The 13,645-nt window shown below is 72.6% G+C and carries 15 protein-coding genes; 14 read left to right on the plus strand and 1 reads right to left on the minus strand.

The annotated features are described in order from the left end of the window. Positions 1–67 precede the first annotated feature (67 nt). The 14 genes from QHG49_RS07970 to QHG49_RS08030 all read left to right on the plus strand — a co-directional run bounded on the left by QHG49_RS07970 (position 68) and on the right by QHG49_RS08030 (position 13,195). Positions 68–1,363: a GAF domain-containing protein gene (locus tag QHG49_RS07970; protein ID WP_370530564.1), complete on the plus strand. Its 1,296-nt coding sequence runs from the start codon at positions 68–70 to the stop codon at positions 1,361–1,363. A 202-nt stretch (positions 1,364–1,565) separates the two neighbouring features. Further along, on the plus strand, positions 1,566–2,900 hold the full coding sequence (locus tag QHG49_RS07975; protein WP_301488149.1) for a hypothetical protein: 1,335 nt from the start codon (positions 1,566–1,568) through the stop codon (positions 2,898–2,900). Between the two features lie 81 nt (positions 2,901–2,981). Continuing rightward, the gene (locus QHG49_RS07980) at positions 2,982–3,554 is read left to right on the plus strand and encodes a GNAT family N-acetyltransferase (protein WP_145486521.1); all 573 of its coding nucleotides are present in this window, start codon (positions 2,982–2,984) and stop codon (positions 3,552–3,554) included. A 127-nt stretch (positions 3,555–3,681) separates the two neighbouring features. Next, positions 3,682–3,765 (plus strand): putative leader peptide, encoded by an 84-nt coding sequence (locus tag QHG49_RS34075; protein ID WP_313958857.1) that lies wholly within the window; start codon positions 3,682–3,684, stop codon positions 3,763–3,765. Between the two features lie 156 nt (positions 3,766–3,921). Further along, entirely contained in the window at positions 3,922–5,619 is a 1,698-nt protein-coding gene (locus QHG49_RS07985; protein WP_159706081.1) for a nitrite/sulfite reductase, read from the plus strand. Further along, complete coding sequence (locus tag QHG49_RS07990) at positions 5,616–5,798, plus strand: hypothetical protein (RefSeq protein ID WP_301488153.1); 183 nt, start codon at positions 5,616–5,618, stop codon at positions 5,796–5,798. Before QHG49_RS07985 ends, QHG49_RS07990 begins: the two co-directional genes overlap by 4 nt. Then, a complete protein-coding gene (locus QHG49_RS07995) occupies positions 5,795–6,505 on the plus strand; it encodes a phosphoadenylyl-sulfate reductase (RefSeq protein ID WP_301488155.1) in 711 nt (236 codons plus the stop codon). Before QHG49_RS07990 ends, QHG49_RS07995 begins: the two co-directional genes overlap by 4 nt. Before the next feature lie 101 nt (positions 6,506–6,606). Next, on the plus strand, positions 6,607–7,164 hold the full coding sequence (gene cysC, locus QHG49_RS08000) for an adenylyl-sulfate kinase (RefSeq protein ID WP_301492738.1): 558 nt from the start codon (positions 6,607–6,609) through the stop codon (positions 7,162–7,164). Next, positions 7,161–8,096 carry a sulfate adenylyltransferase subunit CysD gene (gene cysD / locus QHG49_RS08005; RefSeq protein WP_145486525.1) on the plus strand — a complete coding sequence of 312 codons (936 nt, stop codon included), beginning with the start codon at positions 7,161–7,163 and terminating at the stop codon, positions 8,094–8,096. The genes cysC and cysD overlap by 4 nt, the downstream gene beginning before the upstream one ends. A 2-nt stretch (positions 8,097–8,098) precedes the next feature. Beyond that, positions 8,099–9,433 (plus strand): sulfate adenylyltransferase subunit 1, encoded by a 1,335-nt coding sequence (locus QHG49_RS08010; RefSeq protein WP_301488158.1) that lies wholly within the window; start codon positions 8,099–8,101, stop codon positions 9,431–9,433. 218 nt (positions 9,434–9,651) lie between these two features. Further along, positions 9,652–10,764 (plus strand): aliphatic sulfonate ABC transporter substrate-binding protein, encoded by a 1,113-nt coding sequence (locus QHG49_RS08015; RefSeq protein WP_301488160.1) that lies wholly within the window; start codon positions 9,652–9,654, stop codon positions 10,762–10,764. A gap of 31 nt (positions 10,765–10,795) precedes the next feature. Next, the gene (locus tag QHG49_RS08020; RefSeq protein ID WP_159706073.1) at positions 10,796–11,575 is read left to right on the plus strand and encodes an ABC transporter ATP-binding protein; all 780 of its coding nucleotides are present in this window, start codon (positions 10,796–10,798) and stop codon (positions 11,573–11,575) included. Continuing rightward, a complete protein-coding gene (locus QHG49_RS08025) occupies positions 11,562–12,452 on the plus strand; it encodes an ABC transporter permease (RefSeq protein WP_145486530.1) in 891 nt (296 codons plus the stop codon). The genes QHG49_RS08020 and QHG49_RS08025 overlap by 14 nt, the downstream gene beginning before the upstream one ends. A gap of 5 nt (positions 12,453–12,457) precedes the next feature. After that, positions 12,458–13,195 carry a sirohydrochlorin chelatase gene (locus QHG49_RS08030; protein WP_159706071.1) on the plus strand — a complete coding sequence of 246 codons (738 nt, stop codon included), beginning with the start codon at positions 12,458–12,460 and terminating at the stop codon, positions 13,193–13,195. A gap of 19 nt (positions 13,196–13,214) precedes the next feature. Here QHG49_RS08030 and QHG49_RS08035 read toward each other — a convergent pair whose 3' ends face one another. Further along, positions 13,215–13,538, minus strand: coding sequence for a hypothetical protein (locus QHG49_RS08035; protein WP_145486532.1), 324 nt, complete (start codon positions 13,536–13,538; stop codon positions 13,215–13,217). Between the last annotated feature and the right edge of the window lie 107 nt (positions 13,539–13,645).

Genomic DNA, 13,645 nt, shown 5'->3' on the forward strand with positions numbered 1-13,645 from the left:
GTCCGGACGGCCGGCCGATTGAGTACGACCCCCCGCTCCGGGAGGAGAACCCGTGGTGAACCCGCCGATGAACGTGGCGCGCCTGGCCGCCGTGGACGCGGCGCGGGCGGCGCGGATGCTGAGCGACGTGCGCGAGGCCGCGCTCGCCGGGCAGCGCGTGCCGCTCGCGCCGCGGCCGGTGATCGAGCAGTCCTGGGGGCGGATGCTGCGCAGCGGCGTCGACCCGGACCGCGGCTCCGGATCGGTCCCGCTGCCCCCGGACGAGGTGCGCAGGCGGCGGGAGGAGTCACCGCTGCGGCATGTGCTGCCGGTGCTGCGCGAGGGGCTGCTTTCGGTCGCGGACGTCGCCCAGCACATCATGGTCGTCGCCGACGCGGACGGGCGGGTGCTGTGGCGCGAGGGGTCCCCGGCGGTGCTGCGCAAGGCGGACGGGCTCGGCTTTGAACCGGGCGCGGACTGGCGGGAGGACGTCGTCGGCACCAACGGGGTGGGCACCCCCGCGGTCGTACGGCGGCCGGTGCAGGTGTTCGCCGCCGAGCACTTCGTACGGTCGCACACCTCGTGGACGTGCACGGGGGCGCCGATCACGGATCCGCGGGACGGCCGGCTGCTCGGAGTGGTGGATGTGAGCGGCCCGCTGGAGACCATGCATCCGGCGACCCTCTCCTGGGTGGACGCGGTGGCGAAGCTCGCGGAGGCGCGGCTGCGGGAGTTGCATCTGGGCTCGCTGGAGCGGCTGCGGGCGGTCGCGGCGCCGGTGCTGGCCCGGCTGGACGGGCGGGCGCTGGTGGTGGACCGGGACGGCTGGGCGGCGGCGGTGACCGGGATGCCGTATCTGCGGCGGGTGACGCTGCCCAAGTCGCTGGTGCCGGGCCGCCGGTGGCTGCCCTCGCTCGGCTGGTGCGCGGCGGAACCGCTCGGCGAGGGCTGGCTGCTGCGCGCCGACGAGGAGCCGGGCACGGCGGCCGCCTCCCGTGTCGTACTGGACCTGTCCCGGCCGGAGCGCGCCGCGGTGACCGTGTCGGCGCCCGGCTCGGCGGGCGCCTGGTCGCGGGAACTGAGCCCGCGCCACGCCGAGTTGCTGTTCCTGCTGACCGAACACCCGGGCGGACGGGGGGCGGCGGAGCTGGCCGGTGACCTCTTCCACGACCCGTCACGTACGGTGACGGTGCGGGCGGAGATGTCGCGGATCCGGCGCTATCTCGGGGGACTTCTCCAGCATCGGCCGTATCGTTTCTCTGATGCGGCCGACGTCGAGGTCGTCCTTCCCGAGAACCCCCGTGACCTGCTGCCCCGTTCCACGGCGGCGGTGGTGGCGCACCGGCGGACGGCCCCGCCGGCGGAGCGGCCCCGGCCCGCGTGACGGCGGGGGCACGGCGCTTCCGGCGTGACTTCCGGGTATTTGCGGGGTCTTCGCCCTGCGCGGACCGTTACTGCCGTAGCATCCCCTACGGGCCCGGCCGCGGTGTCAACGCAACGACCGGCGGGCGCAGTTGACCCGCCTCGGCCGGGGGGCCGGGGCGACGGCGCGCGCCGGAGCGCAAGGGCCCTGAAGAGGGGACGACATGAAGCAACGCGGCAGACATCGTCGGCGCAGGCGGGGCGCGGCCCTGCGCGCCGCACTGACCGGGACCGCACTGGCCCTGACCGCGGCCGCCACCCTGATCAGCACGTCCCAGGCGCAGGTCACCGAGCGCCCCGGCGCGCTCAAGCCGCTCACCGCCCCTACGGACACCAAGCTGCTGCGGCTGCGCGAGCACCTGGTGCCCGCCCGCACCCTGGACACCCTGGCCGCCTCGATGGGCCGGCCGGTCGGCGTGGACGCCGTGCTCCGGGGCGCGGACCGCACCCTGCGCGAGGGATCCGGCTGCGACGGCACCGACCGCGCCTCTCTGCCGGTCGCGCCCGCCCCGAGCCGCGCCTACTGCTGGGACCCGGCCGACACCGGTGCCACGGGCTGGCGGCCGGCCTCGGTGACCGCGCCCGGGGACACCGGCGGGGAGGGGGCGCGGGGCACCCACCGGGTCCTGCTCAGCGGCTGGACCCACAGCACCCGCACCGGCCCGGACGCCGAGCGCGGTCTCGCCCGGGTCGCCGTCGTGGACGCCGACGATCCGGACCGCCTCGCCTACCGCTGGGTGCTGCTGGTGGTGCCGGTGGACGGCGGCCGCGACTACCGGGGCCTGGGCTCCCGGGTCTCCTCCATGGTCTGGTACCAGGACAAGCTGCTGGTCACCGCCCGCCGGGGCGGCTCCGCCGTCCTCTATGTGTACGACCTCGACCGGATCCAGCGCGCCACGGTCGACGGGCCCGCGATCGGCCGGGTGCGCGGCGGCTGGTCCGCCGACGGGTACGGGTATGTGATGCCCGCGGTCGGCAGCTACAGCTATACGGCGGGCCGCTGCTCCGCCACCGGCGCGCCCTGTCCGAGCGCGCTCGCCCTGGACGCGGGCACGGCACCGGCCGGCCTGGTCGCCGCGGAGTGGACCTCGCCCGGCGGGGAGCGCCCGGCCCGGCTGTGGCGGTACGCGTTCAGCACGGACCCGCGCCGCGCGGGGCTGCTCGCCGCGAACGCCGAGGGCCGGGTGGACGCGGTGGAGGAGTACCGGACCAGGGTGACCGGGATCCGGGGCGTGCTCGCGTACCGGGAGCCCGGCGCCCCGCGCACGTCCTGGTATGTGGGACGGCTGCCCGGTTCGCAGGACGGGCACGGGGGGCTGTGGCGGCAGGACACCCGGGGCGCGAAGGCGGCCCGGTGCGGCGCGGACGCCACCCACCGCTGCTGGGCCGAGTCCCCGGGCTCACTGTCGTACGGGCGTGCGACCGGTGAGGTGTGGTCCCTGTCCGACCGGATGCTGTTCGCGGTGCCGCTGGCGGAACTGGACCGGTCGCTGGGCTGACCCGCCGGGCCCGTTCCCGGTCCGGCCGCGCACGAAGGGGTCGATCGACAGACACCGGGACGGGATGATTCCCTGGCCCGCATGAGCAGCGTCCCTGTCACCACCTGGTACCTGGAGCAGACGTCCCCGGCCGATCTGCTGCCCGCCGCCGCGCCCGACGGCGAGGTGCGGATCGTCCGGGCCGAGGTGCCCTCCCCCGAGTTCAACCGGTTCCTGTACACGGCCGTCGGCGGGGACATCCGCTGGACCGACCGGCTCGGCTGGCCGTACGCGCGCTGGCAGGAGCTGCTGGAGAGGCCCGGCGTCGAGACCTGGGTGGCGTACGACCGCGGCACCCCGGCCGGCTTCCTGGAGCTGGAGGCGCAGGACGACGGCGCCGTGGAGATCCTCTACTTCGGGCTGCTGCCCGCCTTCCGCGGCCGTGGCATCGGCGGGCACCTGCTGGCGCGGGGCACCGCGCGCGCCTGGGACCTCGCCGAGCGCCGGCCGGGGCTCGCGCCGACGAAGCGGGTATGGGTGCACACATGCGACAAGGACGGCGAGTTCGCCATGGCCAACTACCAGCGGCGCGGCTTCAAGCTGTACGACACCCGGGTCGAGCTGGAGCCGGACGTGTCGAACCCGGGTCCGTGGCCGGGCGCATACCCTGCCTGACCTGCCCCGACAAGCCTTCCCGCACCGCATGTGAGCCAACGCACCCTTGTCCCGCGATACGAGACAAGGGTGTCCACATGACGGAAGAAGCTGGACTGTGTCCAGATCGCCGTGACACGCTGCCGACATGCCTGGAACTGGAATTGCCTTGGTGAGTCGGCGGCACGTCGACCTCGGCCGCATGTCCAGCGCCATCTGTCCGGTGAGCTGACCCTTACAGCACCGCCGCTCCCCCGCCTCCCGCTCCCCGCTCGGCCACTGCCCGCGCCCGGCCCCAAGCTCACGCCGCGCGCCCGCTTTCGCGCAGGTCAGAGCCTTTCAGAGCCGCTTCTCCCTGTCCGCAGCCTGTCCGAAGGACGTAGTAACGATGGCCGCCTCCCCACAGAACCCCGCCGCCTCCGCGCCCCGCCGCAAGGTGAGCCGTCACCGCGGTGAGGGCCAGTGGGCCCAGGGCCACTTCACCCCGCTCAACGGCAACGAGCAGTTCAAGAAGGACGACGACGGTCTCAACGTACGGACACGTATTGAGACGATCTACTCCCAGCGCGGCTTCGACTCCATCGATCCGAACGATCTGCGCGGCCGGATGCGCTGGTGGGGTCTGTACACCCAGCGCAAGCCCGGGATCGACGGCGGCAAGACCGCGATCCTGGAGCCGGAGGAGCTGGACGACGAGTACTTCATGCTGCGGGTGCGGATCGACGGCGGCCGGCTGACCACCGGGCAGCTGCGGGTGATCGGCGAGATCTCCCAGGAGTTCGCGCGCGGCACCGCCGACATCACCGACCGGCAGAACATCCAGCTGCACTGGATCCGCATCGAGGACGTGCCGGAGATCTGGCGGCGGCTCGAAGGGGTCGGCCTGTCCACCACCGAGGCGTGCGGTGACACACCCCGCGTGATCCTCGGCTCCCCGGTGGCGGGCATCGCCGAGGACGAGATCATCGACGGCACCCCCGCCATCGAGGAGATCCACCGCCGGGTCATCGGCAACCCGACGTACTCGAATCTGCCGCGCAAGTTCAAGTCCGCGATCTCCGGCTCCCCGCTCCTCGACGTGGCGCACGAGATCAACGACGTCGCGTTCGTCGGGGTCGAACACCCCGAGCACGGGCCCGGCTTCGACCTGTGGGTCGGCGGCGGGCTGTCCACCAACCCGAAGATCGGTGTCCGGCTGGGCGCCTGGGTGCCGCTGGCGGAGGTCGCCGACGTCTACGAGGGCGTCATCTCGATCTTCCGGGACCACGGCTACCGGCGGCTGCGCAACCGGGCCCGGCTGAAGTTCCTGGTCGCCGACTGGGGTGCGGAGAAGTTCCGGCAGGTGCTGGAGGACGAGTACCTCGGGCGCAAGCTGACCGACGGACCGGCCCCCGCGCAGCCCGTGCGGCGGTGGCGCGACCACGTCGGGGTGCACCGGCAGCGGGACGGCCGTTTCTACGTCGGGTTCGCGCCGCGCGTCGGCCGGGTCGACGGCACCACGCTCGCCAAGATCGCCGAGGTGGCCGAGGCGCACGGCTCGGGGCGGGTGCGCACCACCGTCGAGCAGAAGATGATCGTGCTGGACGTCGAGCAGGACCAGGTCGAGTCGCTGTCCTCGGCCCTGGAGTCACTCGGTCTCACCGTCTCCCCGTCCTCCTTCCGGCGCGGCACCATGGCCTGCACCGGCATCGAGTTCTGCAAGCTCGCCATCGTGGAGACCAAGGCGCGCGGCAGCGCCCTGATCGACGAACTGGAGCGCCGCCTCCCGGAGTTCGACGAGCCGCTGACCATCAACCTCAACGGCTGCCCGAACGCCTGCGCCCGGATCCAGGTCGCCGACATCGGCCTCAAGGGCCAGCTGGTCCTGGACGACGACGGCAACCAGGTCGAGGGCTACCAGGTGCACCTGGGCGGCGCGCTCGGCCTGGAGGCGGGCTTCGGCCGCAAGGTGCGCGGCCTGAAGGTCACCTCGGACGAGCTGCCCGACTACGTCGAGCGGGTGCTGCGGCGCTATCTGGCCGAGCGCGCGGACGGCGAGCGGTTCGCCGTCTGGGCGTCCCGCGCCTCCGAGGAGGCCCTGTCGTGAGCGAGCGCGCGGCCCCCTTCTACTGCCCCTACTGCGGCGACGAGGACCTGCGGCCGAGCGAGGAGGGCCATGGGGCCTGGCAGTGCGGGGCGTGCAACCGGGCGTTCCGGCTGAAGTTCCTCGGACTGCTCGCGCAGGGACTGCGCCGGGCCGACGACCAGGAGGGCGAGCGGACATGACGACGGATCAGAAGCCGCTGACCGACGACGAGTCGCGCGACCTGGCCGAGCGCGCGGGGCGTGAGCTGGAGGACGCCCCGGCGCCGGAGATCCTGCGCTGGGCGGTGGACACCTTCGGCGAGGGGTTCTGCGTCACCTCCTCGATGGAGGACGCCGTGGTCGCCCATCTCGCCTCCCGGGTGCGTCCGGGCGTGGACGTGGTCTTCCTGGACACCGGCTACCACTTCCCGGAGACCATCGGCACCCGGGACGCCGTGGCGGCGGTGATGGACGTCAGCGTCCGCACCCTCACCCCGCGGCAGACGGTGGCCGAGCAGGACGCCGAGTACGGTCCGAGGCTGCACGACCGGGACCCGGACCTGTGCTGCGCCCTGCGCAAGGTGCGCCCCCTCCAGGAGGGCCTGGCGAACTACCGGGCCTGGGCGACCGGACTGCGCCGCGACGAGTCCCCGACCCGGGCGGACACCCCGGTGGTCGGCTGGGACGAGAAGCGGCGCAAGGTCAAGGTCTCCCCCATCGCCCGCTGGTCCCAGGACGACGTGGACGCGTACGTCGCCGAACACGGCGTCCTCACCAACCCGTTGCTGGCGGACGGCTACGCCTCCATCGGCTGCGCCCCCTGCACCCGGCGGGTGCTGGAGGGCGAGGACGCGCGCGCCGGTCGCTGGGCGGGGCGCGCCAAGACCGAGTGCGGGCTGCACGGATGACGGGTCATCAGGTGCGGCCCCAGCAGATCACTCGCACTCAGCCCCAGACCCAGATCCAAGCCCAGACCCAGACCCAGACCCAGACTCAAGCTCAGACCCAGATCCAGACCCAGGAGAACGACGTGACCACCGGAGCCACCGTCTGGCTCACGGGTCTGCCGAGCGCCGGCAAGACCACCATCGCCCACGAACTGGCGGGCCGGCTGCGTGCCCGGGGCCGCCGGGTCGAGGTGCTCGACGGCGACGAGATCCGCGAGTTCATCTCCGCGGGCCTCGGCTTCTCCCGCGCGGACCGGCACACCAATGTGCAGCGCATCGGCTTCGTCGCCGAACTGCTGTCCCGCAACGGGGTGCTGACCCTCGTACCGGTGATCGCGCCGTACGCGGACAGCCGGGACGCCGTACGGAAGCGGCACGAGGAGAACGCCACCCCGTACCTGGAGGTGCATGTGGCGACGCCCGTCGAGGTGTGCAGCGTCCGCGATGTGAAGGGGCTGTACGCCAAGCAGGCGGCGGGCGAACTGACCGGGCTGACCGGTGTGGACGACCCGTACGAGGAGCCCGTAGCGCCCGAACTGCGCGTCGAGTCGCAGCACCAGAGTGTGCAGGAGTCCGCGGCCGCCGTGTCCGCCCTGCTCAGCGAGAGGGGACTGATATGACCACGCTCGCCGAGGCCCAGGGCGGTACGGACAGCCCGTACGCCCTGTCGCACCTGGACGCGCTGGAGTCCGAGGCCGTGCACATCTTCCGTGAGGTGGCGGGCGAGTTCGAGAACCCGGTGATCCTGTTCTCCGGGGGCAAGGACTCGATCGTCATGCTGCACCTCGCGCTGAAGGCGTTCGCGCCGGCGGCGGTGCCGTTCTCGCTGCTGCACGTGGACACCGGGCACAACTTCCCCGAGGTGCTGGAGTACCGGGACCGCGCGGTCGAGCGGCACGGGCTGCGCCTCCATGTGGCCTCCGTGCAGGACTACATCGACCGGGGGGTCCTCAAGGAGCGCCCGGACGGCACCCGCAACCCGCTCCAGACGCTGCCGCTGACGGAGAGGATCCAGTCGGAGCGGTTCGACGCGGTCTTCGGCGGCGGGCGCCGGGACGAGGAGAAGGCCCGCGCGAAGGAGCGGGTGTTCTCGCTGCGCGACGAGTTCTCCCAGTGGGACCCGCGCCGCCAGCGCCCCGAGCTGTGGAACCTCTACAACGGCCGGCACGCGCCCGGTGAGCACGTCCGGGTGTTCCCGCTGTCGAACTGGACCGAGCTGGACGTGTGGCAGTACATCGCCCGCGAGGGCATCGCGCTGCCGGCGATCTACTTCGCGCACGAGCGGGAGGTGTTCCAGCGGGCCGGGATGTGGCTGACGGCCGGCGAGTGGGGCGGCCCGCGCGCGGGCGAGCGGGTCGTCACGCGGCTGGTGCGCTACCGCACGGTCGGCGACATGTCCTGCACCGGCGCCGTCGACTCCGGCGCCACGACCCTGGACGCCGTCATCGCGGAGATCGCCGCGTCCCGGCTCACCGAGCGGGGCGCGACCCGCGCGGACGACAAGCTGTCCGAGGCCGCGATGGAAGACCGCAAGCGCGAGGGGTACTTCTAACCATGAGCACTGTCACGACCGAGGCCCTGGCGGCCACCACACTGCTCAGGTTCGCCACCGCCGGCTCCGTCGACGACGGCAAGTCCACCCTGGTGGGACGGCTGCTGCACGACTCCAAGTCGGTGCTCGCCGACCAGCTGGAGGCCGTGGAGCGGGCGTCGGCGAGCCGCGGCCAGGACGGGCCCGACCTCGCCCTGCTCACCGACGGGCTGCGCGCCGAGCGGGAACAGGGCATCACGATCGACGTGGCGTACCGCTACTTCGCCACGCCCCGGCGGCGGTTCATCCTCGCCGACACCCCCGGCCATGTGCAGTACACCCGCAACATGGTCACCGGCGCCTCCACCGCCGAGCTGACGGTGATCCTGGTCGACGCCCGCAACGGCGTGGTCGAGCAGACCCGCCGGCACGCCGCGATCGCCGCCCTGCTGCGCGTCCCGCATGTGGTGCTGGCCGTCAACAAGATGGACCTGGTCGGCTACCGGGAACCCGTCTTCGCGGCGATCGCCGAGGAATTCACCGCCTACGCCACCGAGTTGGGCGTCCCCGAGGTCACCGCGATCCCGATCTCCGCGCTCGCCGGGGACAACGTGGTGGAGCCGTCCGCGCACATGGACTGGTACGGCGGCCCCACCGTCCTGGAACACCTGGAGACCGTCCCGGTCAGCCACGACCTGGCACACTGCCACGCCCGGCTGCCCGTGCAGTACGTGATCCGCCCGCAGAGCGCCGAGCACCCCGACTACCGGGGCTACGCGGGCCAGATCGCCGCGGGCAGCTTCCGGGTCGGGGAGGAGGTCACGGTGCTGCCGTCCGGGCGGACCACGACGATCTCCGGCATCGACCTGCTGGGCGAGCCGGTCGACGTCGCCTGGACCACCCAGTCGGTGACCCTGCTGCTGGCGGACGACCTCGACGTCTCGCGCGGCGACCTGATCGTGCCGGCCAAGGACGCGCCGCCGACCACGCAGGACGTGGAGGCGACGGTGTGCCATGTCGCCGACGCCCCGCTGACCGTCGGCCACCGGGTGCTGCTCAAGCACGGCACCCGGACCGTCAAGGCGATCGTCAAGGACATCCCGTCCCGGCTCACCCTGGACGACCTGTCCCTGCACCCGCACCCCGGGCAGCTCGCCGCCAACGACATCGGCCGGGTGAAGATCCGTACCGCCGAACCGCTGCCCGTCGACGCCTACGCCGACTCGCGCCGCACCGGCTCCTTCATCCTGATCGACCCCGCCGACGGCACCACCCTCACCGCGGGCATGGTCGGCGAGTCCTTCGCCGCGCCGGAGCCCGTCAAGGTCGCCGCCGACGACGAGGGCTGGGACTTCTGAGCATGAACTCCCCCGATGTCTACTCCACGTTCGCGAAGGAGGGCGGCCGCGTCGGCAGCGGCGTCCTCGGCAGCGGACAGGGCGGGGTCACACGATGTGTGCGCTGACGTACGCGCACCGCTCGCGCGCCCTCACCCCCCACAGACGAAGACCTGCCGACCTCCCGGCCACGACCTGAGAGACCGTGACCCGCCGGGCCAACGAGAGGAACCCCTCCCGTGCCTGCCATCAACAACTCCCCGTTCCTGCGCCGCTCGATAGCCGCGCTCGCCGCTCTGCCCCTGCTCACGCTCGCCGCGTGCGGCTACGGCTCCGACGCCAAGAGCGACGACACCGCCAAGGTCGCCGCCGGTGCCAGGAAGATCGACGGTCTCGGCTCCGTCAAGATCGGCTACTTCCCGAACCTGACGCACGGCACCGCGCTGGTGGGCCGGGAGCGGGGCCTGTTCCAGAAGGAACTGGGCGCCACCAAGGCCGACTACGCCACCTTCAACGCCGGGCCCTCCGAGATCGAGGCGCTGAACTCCGGCTCCATCGACATCGGCTGGATCGGCCCGTCCCCGGCGATCAACGGCTACACCAAGTCCGACGGCAAGTCCCTGAAGATCATCGGCGGTTCGGCGTCCGGCGGGGTCAAGCTGGTCGTCGACCCGAAGAAGATCACGTCCCTGAAGGACGTCAAGGGCAAGAAGATCGCCACCCCGCAGCTGGGCAACACCCAGGACGTGGCGTTCCTCAACTGGGCCGCGGAGCAGGGCTGGAAGGTCGACCCGCAGAGCGGCAAGGGCGATGTCACGGTCGTCCGCAGCGACAACAAGGTGACCCCGGACGCCTTCAAGTCCGGCTCCATCGACGGCGCCTGGGTGCCGGAGCCGACCGCGTCCAAGCTGGTCGCCGAGGGCGGCAAGGTGCTCCTGGACGAGTCCTCGCTGTGGCCGGGCAACAAGTTCGTGATCACCAACATCATCGTGCGCCAGGCGTTCCTCAAGGAGCACCCGAAGGCGGTCGAGGCGGTCCTGAAGGCGTCCGTCGAGGCCAACAAGTGGATCAACGCCAACCCGGAGCAGGCGAAGCAGGCCGCGAACAAGCAGCTCGCGGAGGACTCCGGCAAGGCGCTGCCGGCCGATGTGCTCGACCCGGCGTGGAAGTCCGTCCAGTTCACCGACGACCCGCTGGCCGCCACCCTGGACACCGAGGCGGCGCACGCGGTCAAGGCCGGTCTGCTGAAGAAGCCGGACCTCAAGGGGATCTACGACCTGACGATCCTCGACAAGGTGCTCAAGGCCCAGGGCGCGAGCCCGGTCGACGCCGCCGGCCTCGGCACCAGCTGACGCCCCGAAGACGTCCCAGGAGGTGACGACCATGGCCACGACCCTCGCCAAGGCCGCGCGGTCGGTGGAGTACGCCGCACGCCTTGAGCATGTCTCGAAGTCCTTCGCCACGCCGGGCGGCTCCCAGCTCGTCCTGGACGACATCAGCCTCGATGTCGCGCCCGGCGAGTTCGTCACCCTCCTGGGCGCCTCGGGCTGCGGCAAGTCCACGCTGCTCAACCTGGTGGCGGGCCTGGACGAGCCCACCACCGGCACCATCCGCACCGACGGCCGTCCCGCGCTGATGTTCCAGGAACACGCCCTGTTCCCCTGGCTTACCGCCGGCAAGAACATCGAACTCGCCCTCAGGCTGCGGGGAGTTCCCCGACCCGAGCGGCGCGGCAAGGCCGAGGAACTCCTCGAACTCGTCCGTCTCCAGGGCGCGTACGGCAAGCGGGTGCACGAACTGTCGGGCGGTATGCGCCAGCGGGTCGCGCTGGCCCGGGCGCTCGCCCAGGAGAGCCGGCTGCTGCTGATGGACGAGCCGTTCGCGGCCCTGGACGCCATCACCCGGGACGTGCTGCACGACGAGCTGACCCGGATCTGGTCGGAGACCGGCCTGTCCGTGCTGTTCGTCACCCACAACGTGCGCGAGGCCGTGCGGCTCGCGCAGCGGGTGGTGCTGCTGTCCTCCCGGCCGGGCCGGGTGGCCCGCGAGTGGGAGGTCGGCATCGCGCAGCCGCGCCGCATCGAGGACGCGCCTGTGGCGGAGCTGTCCCTGGAGATCACCGAAGTACTGCGTGGGGAGATCCGCCGCCATGGCCAGCACTGACACGACGACCACCGACGCCCCGGCCGCGGGCAGCGTGGAGGCGGGCCTCGACGCGCTGGAGACGGCCCCCTCGGGTCGTACGCCCTTCCGCAGGACCCTGGTCGACAAGGTCCTGCCGCCGCTCACCGCGATCGTCGTCGTCCTCCTGGTGTGGCAGGGCCTGATCACCCTGAGGATCGTGGACGACCCGACCAAGCTGCCCACGCCGGGCGCGGTCTGGGGGGCCTTCCGCGACGACTGGCTCCAGGGCAAGCTGCTCGGCTACATCTGGACGTCCGTCTCGCGCGGTCTGCTCGGCTTCTGCCTCGCCCTGGTGATCGGCACCCCGCTGGGGCTGCTGGTGGCCCGGGTGAAGTTCGTGCGCGCCGCGATCGGGCCGATCCTGTCCGGCCTCCAGTCGCTGCCCTCGGTCGCCTGGGTGCCCCCGGCCGTGATCTGGCTGGGTCTGGACAACTCCATGATGTATACGGTGATCCTGCTCGGCGCGGTGCCGTCCATCGCCAACGGGCTGGTGTCCGGCGTGGACCAGGTGCCCCCGCTGTTCCTGCGCGCGGGCCGTACGCTCGGCGCCACCGGCGTCAAGGGCACCTGGCACATCACCCTGCCGGCCGCGCTGCCCGGCTATGTGGCCGGCATGAAGCAGGGCTGGGCCTTCTCCTGGCGCTCCCTGATGGCCGCCGAGATCATCGCGAACTTCCCCGACCTGGGCACCGGCCTCGGCCAGCTCCTGGAGAACGCGCGTACGGCCAGCGACATGGCCATGGTGTTCGAGGCCATCCTGCTGATCCTGTTCGTCGGCATCGCCATCGACCTGCTGATCTTCAGTCCGCTGGAGCGGTGGGTGCTGCGCAGCCGCGGCCTGCTGGTGAAAGGCTGAACCGTATGGAAGCGCCCGTGCTCCTCGTCATCGCCCACGGCAGCCGCGACGCGCGGCACGCCGCCACCGTGCACGCCCTGGTGGAGCGGGTGCGCGCGCAGCGCCCCGGGCTGCGCGTGGAGACCGGCTTCCTGGACTTCAACGTGCCCTCCGTCCACGGGGTGCTGGAGTCCCTCGCGGCGGAGGGCGCCCGGGACGTGGTGGCGCTGCCGCTGCTGCTCACCCGCGCCTTCCACGCGAAGGCCGACATCCCGGCGGTGCTGCGGGCGGCGCCGGCCCGGCTGCGGATCCGGCAGGCGGCCGTGCTCGGCCCGTCGCCGCTGCTGCTGACGGCCCTGGAGCGACGGCTGTACGAGGCCGGGCTCAGCCCCGCCGACAAGTCCTCGACCGGGGTCGTCCTGGCCTCGGCGGGGTCCAGCGACCCGGAGGCGATCGCGGTGATCGCCGGTATCGCGCGGGAGTGGCGGCGCACCGGCTGGTGCGCGGTGCGGCCCGCGTTCGCCTCCGCCCGCCTGCCGCGCACCGAGGACGCCGTACGGGAGCTGCGGGCGCTCGGCTGCGCGCGGGTCGCCGTCGCGCCGTACGTCCTCGCCCCCGGTTTCCTGCCGGACCGTATCGCGCGCGGCGCGGCCGGGGCGGACGTCCTCGCCGAGGTGCTGGGGCCCGCGCCGGAGGTGGCGCGGCTGCTGCTGCGGCGGTACGACGCCGCGTGCCGCCCGGCGCTCCAGGCGATCGGCGCCTGAGGGGAACCTCCGCGCGCTGTCACAGCCCGAGGGCCTGCACCAGCTGCCGGGTGTAGGCGAGGCTCGCGGTGCCGGCCGAGGCCCCGATGCAGATGTCGTCCAGGGCGGAGCGGATGCGGCCGCGGTTGGGCGGCAGCCCGTCGTCGGCGGACTCCGCGAACGCCGCCTCGATGATCTGGCCCTGCCGGACGAGCCCGGGGCACTCCCTGCGCAGCGCCTCGGTGAGCCGGGCGGAGACCGCGATCAGGGCCTGAAGCGGCGGGGTGCCGTGGGTCAGGTCGAGGCCGACGAACTCACCGTACTGTCCGGGATTGTTGGGGTGTCCGTAATCGTAGGTGCTCATGTCCTGTCCTCGCTCGTGGATCGGAGGTAGGCCGAAAATCGCCACTCCCGCGGGTGGCCGGGTGTCCGTCGACGGCCCCGGACGCGGTAGCGGAACGGTGGGCACAC

Origin of the sequence: Streptomyces sp. WP-1, assembly GCF_030450125.1 — a bacterium.
In the GTDB taxonomy this organism is placed as follows: domain Bacteria; phylum Actinomycetota; class Actinomycetes; order Streptomycetales; family Streptomycetaceae; genus Streptomyces; species Streptomyces incarnatus.